Source organism: Enterococcus casseliflavus NBRC 100478 (assembly GCF_001544095.1).
In the GTDB taxonomy this organism is placed as follows: domain Bacteria; phylum Bacillota; class Bacilli; order Lactobacillales; family Enterococcaceae; genus Enterococcus_D; species Enterococcus_D casseliflavus.
Genome location: NZ_BCPT01000024.1, coordinates 12,173 through 29,610 on the forward strand (window position 1 = coordinate 12,173; position 17,438 = coordinate 29,610).

Here is a 17,438-nt window from a genome sequence, read left to right on the forward strand (position 1 = left end):
ATGATGGAAGGATTTGGCGTTTCATTTTTAAACAAAGATGTTGGTACGATGGATCGTAAAGAGCTAGTGAATTATTTGTCGATGTATTTAAGCAATGCCCTAAATTACAAGGAAGTCGTTAAGGCAAAAGAAAGAAAAAAACAAGCGATTCTAGCAGAGGCGGAGAGTACTCTTCGGGCAACTGAGGAGAACTACAAAAAATATGCATCTTTAGAGCTAAATAAATCACAACGAAAAGTCTGGCCCCAAATCACCGCGCTAATGGAAAAGATAGAGCAACAGGAGCCATATCCAGTCAAACGGCTATTGCTGCTAGTAACGGGGATCACTGGCGTCATCTTCATCGTACTCAATTACCTCATAAAAATCTGGGTAGACTTTGAAATGAGGCGCTTTGGTGAAAGAGTGGCGCTATTTGATAGAAGTCCTGAAACAGCAGGGGCATGGTTTCGCATGGATCTCGTTCGGCTGATTTTCAATTGGTGGGAGTCCAACTACGCTGTTGCTTTTATTGTCCTTGTGGTTGCAATCATTCTTTTTATAAAAGTGCGTGAAGGTGCCAAAGTAAAGCGCCTTGAGCAGAAAATAGTAAAATTGAGTGAAGAGGCAGCCGAAGCGGATCAAAAGCGGGTGGCAGGAAGAAACTTAGAGGAAGAATTTGGTTTAGCGGAAAAACGGCAAGAGATTGATGAATGTCGAAATCATGCGCTGGATCAACTAGAAGAATTGACCTTGGTACCGATTACGCAGTCATTGTCTACCCACGATCAATTAAGACCAGTCCTTCCTCCTTCCATGCAAACAGATGATTTGGATACTTTAAAACGCTTAAGCTATATCTACCAGATTCTGGAAGATCAGCGAGCAAGCAGCTGGGAGCATGCCTTTCAGATTCTAAGAGAAGAGGAGCGCCATCAAGAAAACTCAGAACTGATGAAAAAAGGCTTTTTGATGCTCAATGACCGACTAATGGAAGCAGACAATCAGCTGGCAAATTTGAATGCAATGACGGCAAAAAACAATCAGCAAACCAAAGAATTGCTTCATGAGATAAAAAGATTACCGGTCGTGTTTTATTAGAATATGATTCTACAGCTTGATAGAAAAATAAAAGTCTGTATCTCTTTATTTAAGCGATACGGACTTTTACGGCTCTTCGACATTTAGTGTTGGTAGAGAAAGATACAACTGAAAATTTAGTCATAACCAGTTAGGCAGATTGCTTAACTGGTTTTTGTTTTACTTGGAAGATCAAGCCTTGAATGAGATAAATCCTTGCTCGAAAGTTGTGGAAATTTCGATAGCCGTAGGCTACTCGTTTTATCACTTTTATCTTGTTGTTTGTTCCTTCTAATGCCCCATTACTATACCTGGTTTTTAAAGCATATTGAATCCCTAATTTGTATTTATTTAAAAACGAGGATTTTTTGTGTTTGAGAATTATAAAGACAAAAGGTGGACAACAGGAAATCAGCAGTCATTTTTGAATACCAAAAAGGAAATAATCGCTTTTGATCAAGTAATCTTCTGTATGAATGGCAAGGAATCCAAAACAAGTGAAAAATGCCTTTATCGTTGAGGTCTGTTTGATATGCTCAACAAACAATTTCCATAAAAGTATATATTTATATTGAATAAAGTATAAATATTGTGTAACATATTAAAGAAAGCGATTACAAAAACAGGTAAATGGAAACTGAAGAATAATCATGAATGATAGTCTGGGCATAACACTCTTCTTACCAAGGGATCAGAACATACTATGGCAGTTTTCTTTTTCATACTACTCTTAAAGCTTATAAGTCTTGTGGAAAAGCAATGAGAAGAACAATAGGCTGTTTACATGTTCGATATAGCCCAGCAGCATTTTATTTTCGTGTAGAAAGGAAAGAACTATATGGATCAAATCAATGCAGTAACATTTGGGTTTATGGCACGACGCGGCGAATGGGAGACGGAAACATGTAAATCTTCACTAAAAATCATGAAGAAGAGATGTGGTGCAACTCATGTCATTTTACCGATTGTAGTGACGCAAAAAACTCCACAATCCACAGTGATTGATTGGCAAGCAGAAACGGTTCTAAGTGATCTCGAAGTGATCCAACTGATTCACTATGCCAAAGACATCGGTCTATCTGTGATTTTAAAACCAATGGTCAATGTCGCTGACGGGACATGGCGTGCGCATATTAATTTTTTTGATCATGATGTCCCATGTGAGCCTAAATGGTCTGAATGGTTCAGCTCCTATGAAGCGTATATTTTACATTATGCAGCGATTGCTGAGAAAACCCAGTGTGAAATGTTTGTTGTTGGCTGCGAGCTGGTTAATTCAGATCGACGGGAAGCACAGTGGCGGGAATTGATTGCAAAAACAAGAAACAGCTATGCTGGACAAATCACTTACAACTGTGACAAATACCAAGAAGACCATGTTGCTTGGTGGGATGATCTAGATGTAATTTCTTCTTCAGGTTATTATCCCATCGATCAATGGGAATCTGAATTGGTTCGAATTGAACAGGTTGTAAAAAGATACAACAAACCCTTTTTCTTTTGTGAAGTAGGTTGTCCTAGTCGTAAAGGGAGCCAGTATTTGCCGAATGATTGGCAGTTGAATGGATCTGTTGATCAATCTGCACAAAAAGCATGGTATGACAAAATGTTTGCTGCTTGTCAAAAGTATCCTTGGGTTAAAGGGTTCGGCATTTGGGACTGGAAAGCCGACGTATATCCGCTGGAATTAGCCGACAATGACACAGATTATGCTATCTATGGAAAAAAGGCAGAGAAAGTAATAAAAAAATATTTTGAAGAAAAATAATAAAAGTATATACATTTAAAATAAAAAGTGATAATATCTAAATGTAATCGTTTTCTTTATAATTTTATTAGGAGGAGAGAGCATGAAATTGAAGTTTTTGAAGGTATCTGGGGTTATAGCAGCAGTTGGGATTTTAGGAGCTTGTGGCACTGGCAGCTCCAACACTGATTCTGATGGAAATGAAGTTGAAACAATTACTTTTATCAACCATAAAACTGACTGGGAAGGAAACGGGAAATGGGATGAGTATATGGCGGAATTCAATGAAAAATATCCCAATATCAATGTCGAAATTCAAACGATCACAGATTATGCTGGTCAAGTAAAAACAAGAATGAACAGCAAAGAATATGGTGATTTGTTAATGATTCCTGGTGATATAAACCCTCAAGATTATAGTACATTTTTTGAACCGCTAGGAGACAAAAGCGAACTTTCTGAAAAATATTTAGGCTTAAATGATCGTTCTTATCAAGGAATATCTTATGGCATTCCAACTCAAATGAATGCTACGGGTATGGTGGTAAATATGCAAGTCTTTAAAGATGCCGGCATTGAAGATTTTCCAAAAACACCGGAAGATTTTATAGAGGCTTTAGAAATGATCAAAGAAAATGATGAAGATGTGACACCATTGTATACAAACTATGCAGCAGGTTGGACTTTATCAAATTGGGATTTTGTTCGTGCAGGAGCGGCGGGTGATGCTGATTTTACTAATAAGATGACTTCTGACCCCGCACCATTTTCTGATGGAAAAATTATGAATACGATATACAGTACACTTTATCAAGCAAGCAGCAAAGGTTTGATTGAAGCAGATCCGACTACCACTGATTGGGAACAATCAAAAATTGATTTAGCCAATGGTAAAATTGGTGTTATGGTATTGGGCAGCTGGGCAGTACCGCAAATACAAGAAGCAAATCCAGACAATGCAGAAAATATTACTTTTCAGGCCTTTCCAATGACTGCGCCGAACGGCAAGCAATATATGGGGGTTGGCGGCGACTACAACTTAGGCATCAATGTCAATAGTGAACATAAAGAAGCTGCAAGAAAACTATTGGATTGGCTAGTGAACGAGTCAGATTATGCTAAAGACAATGGCGGTCTTCCTTCATTGATTGGCGCAGAATATCCAGACTCTTTAAAAGACAGTCAGGCAGCTGGTGTTGAGTTATTAGAAGAGAACCCTGCGCCAGAAGGAAAAGAATCCTTGTTCAGCGATATTAATAACCAATCAGAACTAGGCATTGGATCAACTGATAACGAAAAACAACGCATGATAGATTCGGCAATTGGGAATACATCTGAAAGTTTTGACGCTATCATGGATGATTTTAATTCTCGATGGTCAAACGCTATAGAGGCAGTTTCAGGTAACTAATATTTGAAGCGATTCAAAGAAAGCTGCTTAACATAGATGTGCAAGCATCTGTTTTAAGCGGCTTTATTTTTAGGAGTGTGAATCATGAGAAAAATTAAGATGTCACAAAAAATGGAGAAACGTTTAATTATTTTTTCTTTTACCATTATTCCTCTAGTGCTGTTGCTAACGTTCTCTTACTATCCCTTAGTAAAAATGTTTCAATATAGTATGACAGATTGGAATGGCTATAGTCCCAACAGTAGTTTTGTCGGGATAGATAACTATCGAACGGTTTTAACGAATCCTGCTTATTTCACTGTATTTAAGACAAGCATGTATTATTTTATTGCAACCTTTTTTCAATTAGGTCTTGCGCTATTATTTGCAACGATCCTATCGTTTAAAGTAAAGTTTGCCAATTTTTGGAAAGGGATTTTGTTTTTTCCATACTTGTTGAATGGTGTGGCGATTGGATTTATCTTCCTTTATTTTTATAAAGGTGGAGGAACATTAGATACTGTATTGACTGGTCTAGGGCTTGAGAGTCAAATTCGTTTATGGTTGGGTGATCGGTCAATCAACAATATTTCACTGGCATTTACATCCATCTGGCGCTACACGGGATTCAATTTTTTGATTTTCTTAGGAGCGATCCAATCGGTCAATCCGGAAGTCTACGAGGCTGCCGAGATTGATGGGGCAAATCGTTGGGACGAATTTTTATACATTATATTGCCGAGTATTCGCAACATTATTTTCTTGAATATTATCTTAGGAGTCAGCGGTTCGTTGAGCGTATTTGACATCCCGTATATTATGACTGGCGGATCGAATGGCACCACTACTTTTGTTATTCAGACGATCGATACTGCCTTTAAGTACAACAAAGTTGGCTTAGCATCCGCAATGGCGATTATACTGTTGATGATTGTGGTGGTCGTTACAGCGATTCAACGATTAGCAACACGAGAGAAAGGAGCCTAGCTATGAAGAGAAAATCATTCACGATCGGGAAGATAGTTCAATACGCTGTCTTGCTTTTGGGGACTGTTGCAGCAATTTTACCGATCCTCGTTGTATTTATCGGTTCATTAAAATCAAATGATGAATTTTTGACCACCGGTGTTTTAGCATTGCCTCAATCTTTTGATTTTAGTAATTATAAAACAGCATTTGTAAATGGACAAATGCTGTTAGGGTTTAAAAACACGATGCTTATTTTTGCTATTAGTATGGTTGGAAAACTTACGCTGGGTTCGATGTTTGCTTATGTAATGAGCCGGTTTGATTTCAAATTAAAAAAAGCCATCATGCTTTTGTTCATGATGGCAATGCTGATCCCAGGAATCACAGCTCAAGTAGCAACATTTCAAATTATCAATAACTTAGGATTGTTTAATACAATGTGGGCAGTGATTGTATTGAACTTAGGTACAGATGTTATATCGCTGTATGTGTTTATGCAGTATCTCCAAGAGATTCCCATCTCGTTGGATGAATCAGCGTTTTTAGATGGTGCCAGCTATTTTGGGATCTTTTGGCGTATCATTCTCCCCAATTTAAAAGCACCGATCGTTACCATGTTGATCATTAGCGGTGTAGGTGTTTATAACGACTTTTACAGTCCGTTTCTTTATATGCCCGACCGTAATTTGAAAGTGATTTCCACGGCATTATTTGCTTTTAAAGGTCCCTATGGAAGCAACTGGCCAGTTATTTTAGCGGGAGTAGTTATTGTGATCATTCCGATATTGATTGTGTTTTTAGCTTTACAAAAATATATTTATAATGGTGTAGCTGGGTCGGTGAAATAAGGAGGAAGTGTTATGCTGCAAACGTCATCACGCGTCGTTCTTTTTATCGAAAAGTGTTATCAATGCATCAGCAATTCTTTCTTTTTTTGGGGAATGGTTATTCGTCACTTAATTGTGTATGGATGGTCTAGCGCGATGCGAAGAACACTGCTTAGACGAAATATGCAAACAGACCAACAAGTGGCAGAAAGCTCAAAACGCGGGCATCCCTTTGACTCTATTCTTTCAACGATGTTGACAAGCGGATTAAGCTTGTTTTGGCTCAGTCAGTTTTCGAATACTGAAAGCAGGATGTCTGGTTTGATCAAAGTAGTAGGGACAACCTTATCGATTCTATCATATCTTATAATGGTTTATTATCTTCTAGAAAGTGAAAAAAAAGGACCTGGGGTAGCAGCTTTGTATCAAGGTATCAAGAATATCGTTATACGACCATTTTTCACATTCTTTCTAGTGTCGCTCTTTATTCTGGCAAGTCTTCTTTGGGTAATAAATCCCATTCTGTTTTTTTCGGCAGCACCAGGAATTGTGGTCGAATTTATTTATCAAGGAAAACAAAAAATTTTTTTTAGCCCTGAAAAGGAGAAAATATGATCTATATTAATAATAATAAGGAGTTTCACTTAACGAATGGAATGATTAGTTATATCTGTAGGGTTGAGGAAAAAACAGGTGTCTTGGAGCAGTTATACTTTGGATCAGCCATTCCTCATCAACCAACGTTTGATTACTTGATTGAACGTGAGATTCGTCCTTCTAATAACTTCAAGAAAGAGGATCATACCTCTTCGCTGGAACATATTAAGCAAGAAATGCCAATGTATGGGACAACAGATTTTCGCTATCCTGCCGTTGAAGTTCAATACCCAGATGGAGATGCTATCAGTCATTTTAACTATTCGAATTATCGGATATCAAATAAAAAGAGAAAAATCCCTAATTTGCCAACTAGTTTCTATGACGAAGCAGAAGCTGAAACGCTGACGATTGTATTAAAAGATCGTTATTCTTCGTTGACAATTGAAATGGATTACACTATTTTCAAAGATTTCCCTATCATTTCTAGACAGAATCATATCGTGCATCATGATGATTGCCGTTACCAATTGATGCGGTTTATGAGTATGAGTCTTGATTTGCCAATAGATGACTGCGATTGGCTGCATTTAGATGGTGCTTGGGCCAGGGAAACGCAAGTGAAGAGGGACAAACTGCATAGTGGATTGCAGCAAATTTCCAGTACCCGCGGTGCCAGCAGTCATATCCACAATCCCTTTTTTGCAATATGCGAAAAGTCTGCAACTGAATTTCAAGGAGACGTGTACGCATTTAGTCTTATTTATAGCGGAAATTTTGTTGGACAAATCGAAGTGGATACATATCGTATCTCTCGTGTTCAAATGGGGATCAATCCCTATCAATTTTCTTGGCAATTAGAAAAAGGTGACGTTTTCTCCAGCCCAGAAGTCATAATGAATTATGCACAAAATGGCTTTAATGAAATGAGTAGAAACTTCCATGCTTTTTTTAAAAAGCATTTGATTCGCCAAACGTGGGCATCGAAGGAACGTCCTGTGTTGATAAATAATTGGGAAGCCACTTACTTTAATTTTGATGAATCAAAGATCCTGGCATTAGCTCAAGAAGCAGCCGATTTAGGGATAGAATTGTTTGTTTTAGATGACGGCTGGTTTGGTCATCGAGACAATGATGCTTCTTCATTAGGAAACTGGCAAGTCGACAAAAGGAAATTACCGCATGGCATTCGCAGTTTATCACAAAAAATCCATGAAAAAGGTTTGAAATTCGGGCTATGGTTTGAACCAGAAATGGTTTCTATGGATACACCTCTTTACCAAGCTCACCCTGATTGGATAGTGGGGCACCCGCAAAAGAACATTTCACATGGGCGAAATCAATACGTGTTGGATTTTAGTCAGAATTGCGTCATTGACTGTATTTTTGAACAGATGGATGCAGTGTTAAAGGCATGTGAGATTGATTATGTGAAGTGGGACATGAATCGCTATATCTCAGAAGCGTATTCCGTCTCGTTAGGAAAACAGCGGCAAGGCGAGTTTTTCCATCGTTATATTTTAGGCGTCTATGCTTTGTACGAAAAACTGTTAGCAAAATATCCTGATTTGTTAATAGAATCCTGTGCTGGCGGCGGCGGTCGATTTGACCCTGCCTTACTGTACTATGCTCCTCAAACGTGGACGAGTGATGATACAGATGCGATAGAGCGCCTCAAGATTCAATACGGTGCATCAATGGTTTATCCGCTCTCTGCGATAGGAAGTCACGTATCTGAGGTGCCTAATCATCAAGTGGCCAGGATGACGTCATTAAAAATGAGAAGTGATGTTGCCTTGTTTGGCACATTTGGGTATGAATTAGATGTGACTAAGCTTTCTCAAAGAGAAAAAAGTCAGGTCAAAAACCAGATCATACTTTTTAAAAAACATCGGACGCTGCTTCATACGGGCACTTTTTTCCGTCTGCAAAGTCCTTTTAATGGGAATGTATGCGCATGGATGGTCGTTTCTGAAAATCAAACAGAAGCTTTGATTGGTAATTATCAAATCTTAGCAGAGCCTAATCCGCCTTATCAGCGCTTGCGATTAAAAGGATTGAACGCAGATTTTGATTATACGATATGGGAAAAAGAACAGGTTCGAACGGGGAAAGATTTGATGGCTGTCGGCTTGATTTTTGGCGAGAATTATATTGATCGAGCATCAGATTTTTGGCAACGACAAATGGCAGGGGATTTTTCTTCAAAGCTCATTTATTTAACACGAAACAAAATGCAGGGTTAAATAACAAATAGACAAAGTAAAGGAATCAGGCTAAAATCAAAAGGGAGAGTAAGCGAAAGGTGAATGAGAATGCAAAAATATATTTATATTTCAAATGATATTCGCAATCGGATTTTAGACGGCACCTACAAAGCAAATGACCAGATTCCTTTTGAAAAAGATTTGTGTACAATGTATGACTCAAGTAAAATGACGATCAAAAAAGCGTTAGATATTTTAGTTTCAGAGGGCTTGATCATTAAGCGTAGGGGATCGGGAACATTTGTTAAGGACTTGGCTATTGAAGAGATCGAGCGTATAGCGATGGCAAATCAATTTCGAGGAACCACTGCGTTAAATCCTGGAAAAAAAGTGACTAGTCATGCGTTGACCTTTACTGTGGTAGTTGCTGATGAACTAGTCGCCAATAAGTTGAATCTGACACCAAATAGTTTTGTATATGATATTTATCGGGTTCGTTATATTGATGGAAAGCCCAAAGTCATGGAAAAAACGTATATGCCTATAGATTTGATTCCAGGTTTAAAAAAAGAAAATGTAGAAGGATCCATATATGAGTACATTGAAGAAGATTTAGGATTGGTTATTCAAAGTGGTCATCGACGGATTTCGGTTCGAAGAGCTACAGAGGAAGAATCGCAGTATTTAAAACTTGAAAAAGGCGACCCCGTCGCTGTAGCAGAACAAATTGCGTATTTTGACACCGGTGCTGCTTTCGAATACTCAAGATCGGTCCACCGATACGATGAGTTTTCAGTGGAAATGATCCTCACCAGAAATTGAGCAATCAGCGAATTGATTGCTCAACTTTTTACACGAAAAACACAAAAAGTATTTACCAATATAATTAAAAGTATATATCACTTTTACGGCAAAGTGCTTCTGTGAAGGTATTCTATGGTGTAAGCGAATCCGCTGCAATATTAGGGGATGGAAAGAAAATGTGATTGTTGAAAAACGATCATGGATGCTTCTAAATTAGAAGAGAACGTTGACGGCAAACAAGGATGTCTTTCAGACGCAGCTTAGTGAAAGCCACTCAATTCTTTGGAGAGAGGGAAAAGAATTGAGTTCCAGCTTTTTTTACCAGCTCTATTTGGCAGCGCAATGAGAAGCGTATAGCGCAGACATCACAGAACCTTTCACAGGAAAAAGTAGTTGACACAGTGAACGTATCAAGGCTTGTTTTTATGCTTGAGGCGATGAATGGTACCATTTTTTAGTCATTACCAGGTGCCGATTTCTTTCACAGATAGGTCCAAACGCCTTATTACTAGCAGCAGAATGTTGTGGTGAGGAGGGGAATCAGCAACAATTTCATCGCATCTTTCTTATTTCCTGCCAATCAATGGTACATCAGAAATTCCAATAAAATTCTGCCTGTACAGTTCAGAAAAGCTGCCAACGAATTGAACCAGCCGTTAATTTTAAGAAGAGGGAAGGAAAAACTATTGTATTTTAAGGATGCCCAAGCATTATGGGGAAAATATCTAGGCAGTGGGAAAAAGCCGAAAGATTTTGACGAATTTTGGAATAATGGGAAGAAAATCATTGAGGCATTGCCTAAAACGTTTGACCTAGTGCCTCATGAGATTTTTTCGCATGTCGCAAAGGGGTATGATTTGTTTTTTACCGCACATGACGGTAACCGTATCCACTGTCAATTCATCGTACCAATGGATGAGAAAAAGAAATATCCGACTCAATTTCAATTTCATGGCTATCATGGAAATAGCGGTGATTGGAGTGACAAAATCGGTTTAGCTGCAGAAGGGTCCTGTGTTATCGCAATGGATGTTAGAGGACAAGGCGGAATATCTGAAGACAGCAGAAAAGTTTCTGGCGGGACCTTGAAAGGTCATATTATTCGTGGTGTAGATGACGGACCGGATGAATTATTTTATCGGCAGGTCTTTCTAGATGTTTACCATCTGGTGCGTATCGCGTGCTGCTTGCCTCAAGTTGATGAGAATCAATTATCTGTGTATGGCGCTTCTCAAGGTGGGGCATTAGCAATCGTATGCGCAGCTTTATCGCCTTCAGTCAAACAAATTTTCACCTTATATCCCTTTCTAAGCGACTATCGTGAAGCGTTTCGATTAGAGGTGACACAATCAGCTTATGAAGAATTGGCATACTGGTTTCGCTTTAGAGATCCAAGTCATGCAAAGGAAGAAAGTTTTTTTTCGGTATTGGATTATATCGACATCCAATACTTGGCAGAAAGAGTACAAGGAGAAGTCTTTTGGGGGATTGGATTAGCGGATACTATTTGCCATCCGAAGACACAATTTGCTGTGTTCAATCAATTGCAAGGGGCAAAAGAAATGATTGCTTTTCCAGAATACGGACATGAATACATTCCGCTTTTTAGTGATTTCATGCGTAAAAAATTAATTGGAGGGAAAATGAATGAATGATTTTCCAAAAGGGTTTTGGTGGGGAGCCGCCACATCTGGTCCTCAAAGCGAAGGACGTTTTCAAAAAAAACACGCAAATATGTTTGATTATTGGTTTGAAATCGAGCCAGAGGCTTTCTATCAACAAGTAGGACCGGATACAGCATCCAATTTTTACAATAGCTATAAAGAAGATATTGCACTAATGAAGGAAATCGGACTAAACAGCGTACGAACATCGATTCAGTGGAGTCGGTTGATTGATGATTTAGAAAAAAACAGCATCAACGAGGAAGCTGCCGCTTTTTACAACGATATGATCGATACATTCCTTGAACACGGTATCCGTCCTATAATGAATCTGCATCATTTTGATTTGCCCGTAGAGTTATATCACACATATGGCGGTTGGGAATCTAAACATGTTGTAGAGTTATTTGCAGGGTTTGCGAAACAATGCTTTACTCTTTTTGGCGATCGCGTGAAAGAATGGGTGACACATAATGAACCAATGGTTGTTGTGGATGGGGAATATTTGTATGAGTTTCATTATCCAAAACAAGCAAATGGGAAAAAAGCAGTCCAAGTTGCTTATAATCTTAATTTAGCTTCAGCTAAAGCAATTGAAGTCTTTCGCAGCCTGGATTTTCAGTCAAAAGGAGGGCGCATCGGAACGGTCTTAAATTTAACCCCCACATACGCAGCTAGTGACCAGACTCAAGATTTGGAAGCAGCCCGCTTTGCTGAGTTATGGAACAACAAGATGTTCTTAGAACCAGCTGTTTATGGCAGATTTCCAGAAGAATTGGTGCAGATATTGGAGAAGGATCGTGTTATTTGGGAAGCAACTGAAGAAGAAGCTATTATTCTCCAGAACAACACCATCGATTTTCTAGGTGTGAACTTCTATCATCCCCATCGTGTGAAAGCACCTGAGATAGCACCTGACTCGGTTGGGGAATGGATGCCTAATCGTTATTACTCCGAGTATGAGATGCCTGGGAGAAGGATGAATATTGATAAAGGCTGGGAAATTTATCCAAAGGCGTTATACGATATTGCATTAAATATCAAAGAAAATTACGGGAACATTCCTTGGTTTGTCTCTGAAAACGGGATGGGGGTTTCGCGAGAAGAACGCTTCTTAAATGAGTCCGGTATGATCGAAGACGACTATCGTATTGATTTCATTAAAGAACATTTGGACTGGCTTCATAAAGGAATACAGCAAGGCTCAAACTGCTTTGGTTATCATTTGTGGACACCGATTGATTGCTGGTCATGGAGCAACGCCTATCGCAATCGCTACGGATTTATCTCTAACGATATTCATACCCAAGTGAAGACGATCAAAAAATCGGGTTATTGGTTTAAATCTTTTGTAGGAGAAGCCAAAACTGTTTAAAAGGCGCTTGTCTTATTGAAACTTTACGCGCAATCCTGTTCGTCAACCACGAACAGGTGGCTATGGGTGGCTGGCAATAGGACCGACTAAAGATGGCGTTGTTACTTCTTATTGGGTTTCTGGGATAAAAGTTTAATTATTAGTATTAAAAAGATTTCCTAGTATAACAGAAGGAATTAGGGGATAGTTAATAATTCCTAAATCATTAAGACTATAATAGATGTTTCTTAAGGTTGATGGGTGGAAAAACACTCATCAATCTTTTTTGTCGTTAAGCTTAAAAAAAACATTGCTTTTTGTTCAAATCAATTTAAATATAAGTGGATATGTGTGCTATTATGATTTTAAATATTTTATAAGACTTGTTATAGTATAGGAGGAGTATATTTTAATGATTGAAATGATTGCCAGTGGGCTTGGAATTGTAGTAGTAGCTGCAGGGCTATGTAGTGCTGCAATTAATATGTTTTCCAATAAAATCTATATGACGAATATTGAAAGAGCTATAGAAACCAATCTTTCTAAAGCCAAGAGAAGTGTTGTGGAATATATTTCCGTTGCTTTCTGTTCTCTTTTGATGTTGATCATTATTGTTGTTTTAAGAAATGGATTATTTCAAGGAGAAAACAGTTATCAAGAGATTACTCAGGATCAGTTGGAATTGATTTTAAATAATGAGGAGGAACAGAAAAAAAGACAAGTTTCTTTAATAGATGAAATTGAAAAAAGTAACAAATTAGACTATATACAAAAAATAGAAAAAAAAGAGACAGTGAATCAATTTTTTAGAGATTACAGTCAAGAAGATTTAAAAGCAAATTTGGTACGGTATAATAATATGATCAGAGATGTAGAAGGTATAAGAGGAAACCTATTGTTAGAGTTAGTTCTTGTTACAACTCTATATATATTATTGATTGTTTTCTACTATTATCAATATAGAAGTTTTAAAAACAAATTCTATGTTAAAAGAACATTTATTAAAGATATTAATGATGAGATTTTCTACATAATTAAAAGAATAAAACCTGAGTTAGTACTATTAGAAAGTTCAGAGGGAATTAATAAAATAGTGGAAATGAAGCAAATATATGACAAATCTATTTATAATGAGTCGAGAGAAGAAGTTAATAAGAAAAGACGAAAATATTTTTTTGCAGTTATCAAAGATACTATTTTTGATAAAAAGATATTTAAATTTAGGGTAATAACATATCTCAGTATTTTTTCTATATTAACCGCTATCGCCACTACCAGTAGTGTTTTTATTATAACTGATAAAATGGGTTGGTTAGATTTTGTTTCTAGTATAAGTATTGCATTGTCAATTAATCTAATGTATATAACATTTCAAACTTGGGCTTATTCAAACTCAAAAAAAAATAATGATTAAAATTCATTATTACGAACAAATCACATATCAGCAAGCATGTAGCTTGTCGAATGAGGAAAACAAATATTGATAGATTGATTTGATACATACGAAGAGTTTGAGTAGCATATGGCAATTAGAAGTCGCTAGTTATTTGAGCTAAAGGCAAGCAATGTTATACTAAAATCAGGACCATTCAATACATGCAAGTATACACAAAATCAAGCGAACAACGGAGAAATAATTGATGACCAACCAACTAATCATAGAAGATCATCATTTCAAGAAAGGTGAGCTATCTAGCATAACGACGGCATATATCGATCAGTACCCAGTCGTTTACATACTCTACAACCGAAATGAAAAGAAAAGACCTGTTGCGTACATTGGTCAAACGGTTCAAGTGAACAAACGATTGAAGCAGCACTTGAATAACTCTAAGCGCAAAGAAATTAAAGAAGTCTTACTGATCGGACATGAAAAATTCAATCAATCAGCGACCTACAATATCGAAACCAATTTGATCAATCACTTCATTGGGGATGAGCAGTTTCAGTTACAAAATGTCAGTCAAACAAGACAGGTGCAGATGCATCAGTATTATGAAAAAGAGTATTATGATGAAGTGGTTTTCCAAGAGTTATGGGAAGAATTGCAAAGGCGTCAGTTGGCGAAGCACTCAATCGATACGATTCGCAACAAAGATGTATATAAATTATCTCCTTTTAAAGAACTGACGCCAGAACAGTTAGATATAAAACTTGAAATCATTGAGTACTGTAAACAAGCGATTCAGCAGGATGAAACACAAAAAGTCTTGATGATTGAAGGAGAAGCTGGAACGGGAAAGAGCGTCCTATTGGCATCTCTCTATAACACCCTTCAAGACTATACAAAGTCAGAGCCTGTATTAAAAGGCACCGATAACTATTTGTTGGTCAACCATTCAGAAATGTTAAAAACCTATCATACAATGGCAGAAAGTTTGCCAAATTTAAAAAAGAATCATATGTTAAAGCCAACTTCCTTTATTAATAAAACAGATAATCAGAAGTTGCACCCAGACATCGTTATTGTGGATGAGGCCCATTTGCTTTTAACGAAGAAAGACAGCTATAACAGTTTTCACTATGAAAACCAACTAGAAGAGATTATCAAGCGAGCAAAAATCACGATTTGTATCTTTGATCCGAAGCAAGTATTGAAAATCAAAAGTTATTGGGATCAGGACAAATTGGATCAGTTTCAGAAAAGGTACAATGCTTCTCGCTTTCAGCTAAAAGATCAATTAAGAATGAAAAGTAGTCCACAAATTATTCAATGGATCGATGATATCGTAGAAAAACGTGTAACACCGATTCCAGAATCGATAGCATCTTTTGAGCTTCAGATTATGGAAACCCATGATGCGTTGAAGAATAAAATCTTTTCTCTCGATAAAAAGGAAGGTCTGTCACGGATCATCTCAACATTCGATTATGTTCATAAAAAAGACGGAGCTTCTTATCTTGTAGATCCTGGTGGGATCAACCTGCCATGGAATACGACCGATACGAAGCAAACATGGGCGGAGCGACCAGATACAATCAGTGAAGTCGGTTCAATCTACACCGTCCAAGGCTTTGATTTAAACAATGTAGGAGTCGTCATTGGTCCTTCCGTTGATTACGATCCAGAGACCGACCAGCTTGTCATCGATATCGATAAATATGAGGACAAAGGGGCGTTTACGGGACGTGACGATATGAACCAAGAATTGACGAAGAAAGCCAAAGAAACGATCATCCTTAATTCATTGAATGTATTAATGAAACGAGCAATCAAAGGGCTTTACATCTATGCAATCAATCCCAATCTCCGCCAAAAACTCTTAACCCTACAAAACGAAAGGAGCCAGTCCAACCATGCAAAACCAACCCTCTTCAATGGAACGGATCAATAAATTCCGAGATGATCGCAATTGGCGACAATTCCATAATGAAAAAGATCTAGCTATTTCTATCTCCATCGAAGCCGCCGAATTATTGGAGATTTTTCAATGGAAAACACCTAAAGAAGCTACTCAAGATTTCGAACATCTAAAAGAAGAAATTGCCGATGTTCTGATTTATTCCTATATGCTGGCAGACAATTTGGGTCTTGATATTGATGAGATCATCAAAGAAAAGCTGGAAAAAAACAACATGAAGTATCCGGTGAAAGAAAGTAAAGATTCGAAAAAGAAGTATAATGAATTGTAACAAAAAAGAAGCAAGGACGCTGCAAGTTCTTGCTTCTTTTTTTTGATGGAATAGGAGCAACAACAGCTTTCTGAATTCATCAGTGATTGGTTACGAACATCAAAAATCTGTCATAATTGAGAAAGTTGAAGATAACTTCAAATTGGTTACAATTTTTCGGAAATTTGAAGTTAACTTCAAATAAGCGCAATTTTTTATAAAAATGAAGTTAGACCTAGTATCTGCTAGAGCAAAAACAAGATTATCCTATCCGAAAATGAAGACAAGATCATCGGTAAAAAATCGGCAACAATGAAGGTCGTTTTCTATCAAAAATATTTCTCCCCAAAAACCTAAAAAACCTATTGCCCCCCAAGCTCACTTACTGTATAGTAAACAAGAATATTTCATGAAAATAACCAAAAATAACTAATTAAAAAGACTTTGTTATTGAAAATTGCGATTAAACGATGCCGAAAACGGAATGTAAGAAGGAGAAAACAATGACGTATCTAACAAACAATCTTGTAAATTGCATGATCACTTTAGGGTTTATCTTCATCCATCTATCTTCAAATGTTATCTCATCCAGAAAACTAAACGTGCAATACATGAGCTCCTTTGCCGCTGGGGTAGGAATCTCCTATGCGATCGTTCATCTATTGCCCCATTTGGCTTATTTTCAAACGGTGTTGATCGATGAATTTGGCTGGGATTCGGGGATTTTTTATAGTCATGGAGTCTATGGCATCGTTTTGTTTGGCTTAGTCTTCAGTTACGTGATCTACAAAATCGATGAGCGGACGTTTATGGTGTTAGAAAAGAAAGACATCACCAGTGCCAAAAACGCCTTTTTTTGGTCGGATATCGCTTTTCATGTGATCTACAATATCATGATCGGCTATATCGTGATTGCCAATACGCTATCGGAGCGTTTTTACATTTTGACCTACTTTATTGCCTTTGGTTTGCACTTTCTCATGAACGATTGGCTGCTCTATCACCATCATGGTGCCCTCTATAACAAATATGGCCGCTTTGCTGGTGAATATCATGAAATTTGAGTTACCCAATGAAGGAGAAGGCAGTATTCGTGGGCTATTGGTAGGCACGATCTGCTCCGGAATTTTATTTGTATTTGTCTAGCGCGAAAAGGAGGACTGAATCATGGATGATTCGGTCCTCCTTTTTTTATAAATACGCAAAGT

The 17,438-nt window shown here is 37.6% G+C and carries 13 protein-coding genes and 2 pseudogenes; 14 read left to right on the top strand and 1 reads right to left on the bottom strand.

Going from position 1 to position 17,438, the window contains the following annotated elements; translation table 11 throughout:
* Positions 1 to 3: 3 nt before the first annotated feature.
* Positions 4 to 1,080, top strand: a complete 1,077-nt coding sequence (locus tag ECA1_RS15290) for a hypothetical protein (RefSeq protein ID WP_236596097.1) — start codon at positions 4 to 6, stop codon at positions 1,078 to 1,080.
* 130 nt (positions 1,081 to 1,210) lie between these two features.
* Here the strand turns inward: ECA1_RS15290 and ECA1_RS17350 are convergent.
* Positions 1,211 to 1,405: pseudogene (locus ECA1_RS17350) on the bottom strand (transposase); the annotation flags it as partial.
* A gap of 492 nt (positions 1,406 to 1,897) precedes the next feature.
* On the opposite strand from ECA1_RS17350, the gene ECA1_RS15295 reads away from it, so the two are divergent.
* The 13 genes and pseudogenes from ECA1_RS15295 (at position 1,898) to ECA1_RS15355 (ending at position 17,376) form a co-directional block, all read left to right on the top strand.
* Positions 1,898 to 2,827 carry a glycoside hydrolase family 113 gene (locus ECA1_RS15295; protein WP_060792958.1) on the top strand — a complete coding sequence of 310 codons (930 nt, stop codon included), beginning with the start codon at positions 1,898 to 1,900 and terminating at the stop codon, positions 2,825 to 2,827.
* Between the two features lie 82 nt (positions 2,828 to 2,909).
* A complete protein-coding gene (locus ECA1_RS15300; RefSeq protein WP_060792959.1) occupies positions 2,910 to 4,217 on the top strand; it encodes an ABC transporter substrate-binding protein in 1,308 nt (435 codons plus the stop codon).
* Between the two features lie 84 nt (positions 4,218 to 4,301).
* On the top strand, positions 4,302 to 5,183 hold the full coding sequence (locus tag ECA1_RS15305; protein ID WP_005227426.1) for a carbohydrate ABC transporter permease: 882 nt from the start codon (positions 4,302 to 4,304) through the stop codon (positions 5,181 to 5,183).
* Between the two features lie 2 nt (positions 5,184 to 5,185).
* Positions 5,186 to 6,013 carry a carbohydrate ABC transporter permease gene (locus ECA1_RS15310; RefSeq protein ID WP_005227428.1) on the top strand — a complete coding sequence of 276 codons (828 nt, stop codon included), beginning with the start codon at positions 5,186 to 5,188 and terminating at the stop codon, positions 6,011 to 6,013.
* A 12-nt stretch (positions 6,014 to 6,025) separates the two neighbouring features.
* Positions 6,026 to 6,607, top strand: a complete 582-nt coding sequence (locus ECA1_RS15315; RefSeq protein WP_005227430.1) for a hypothetical protein — start codon at positions 6,026 to 6,028, stop codon at positions 6,605 to 6,607.
* Positions 6,604 to 8,835, top strand: a complete 2,232-nt coding sequence (locus ECA1_RS15320; protein WP_060792960.1) for an alpha-galactosidase — start codon at positions 6,604 to 6,606, stop codon at positions 8,833 to 8,835. The genes ECA1_RS15315 and ECA1_RS15320 overlap by 4 nt, the downstream gene beginning before the upstream one ends.
* Positions 8,836 to 8,904: 69 nt before the next feature.
* A complete protein-coding gene (locus ECA1_RS15325) occupies positions 8,905 to 9,618 on the top strand; it encodes a GntR family transcriptional regulator (RefSeq protein WP_005227435.1) in 714 nt (237 codons plus the stop codon).
* 668 nt (positions 9,619 to 10,286) lie between these two features.
* Entirely contained in the window at positions 10,287 to 11,255 is a 969-nt protein-coding gene (locus ECA1_RS15330) for an acetylxylan esterase (protein ID WP_060792961.1), read from the top strand.
* Positions 11,248 to 12,639 (top strand): glycoside hydrolase family 1 protein, encoded by a 1,392-nt coding sequence (locus tag ECA1_RS15335; protein ID WP_060792962.1) that lies wholly within the window; start codon positions 11,248 to 11,250, stop codon positions 12,637 to 12,639. Before ECA1_RS15330 ends, ECA1_RS15335 begins: the two co-directional genes overlap by 8 nt.
* A gap of 391 nt (positions 12,640 to 13,030) precedes the next feature.
* Positions 13,031 to 14,032, top strand: coding sequence for a hypothetical protein (locus tag ECA1_RS15340; RefSeq protein ID WP_060792963.1), 1,002 nt, complete (start codon positions 13,031 to 13,033; stop codon positions 14,030 to 14,032).
* A 226-nt stretch (positions 14,033 to 14,258) separates the two neighbouring features.
* Positions 14,259 to 15,953, top strand: coding sequence for a DUF2075 domain-containing protein (locus tag ECA1_RS15345; RefSeq protein ID WP_060792964.1), 1,695 nt, complete (start codon positions 14,259 to 14,261; stop codon positions 15,951 to 15,953).
* On the top strand, positions 15,916 to 16,251 hold the full coding sequence (locus tag ECA1_RS15350; RefSeq protein ID WP_034857870.1) for a nucleotide pyrophosphohydrolase: 336 nt from the start codon (positions 15,916 to 15,918) through the stop codon (positions 16,249 to 16,251). The genes ECA1_RS15345 and ECA1_RS15350 overlap by 38 nt, the downstream gene beginning before the upstream one ends.
* Before the next feature lie 482 nt (positions 16,252 to 16,733).
* A pseudogene (locus tag ECA1_RS15355) lies at positions 16,734 to 17,376 on the top strand (hypothetical protein).
* The last annotated feature ends 62 nt before the right edge of the window (positions 17,377 to 17,438 follow it).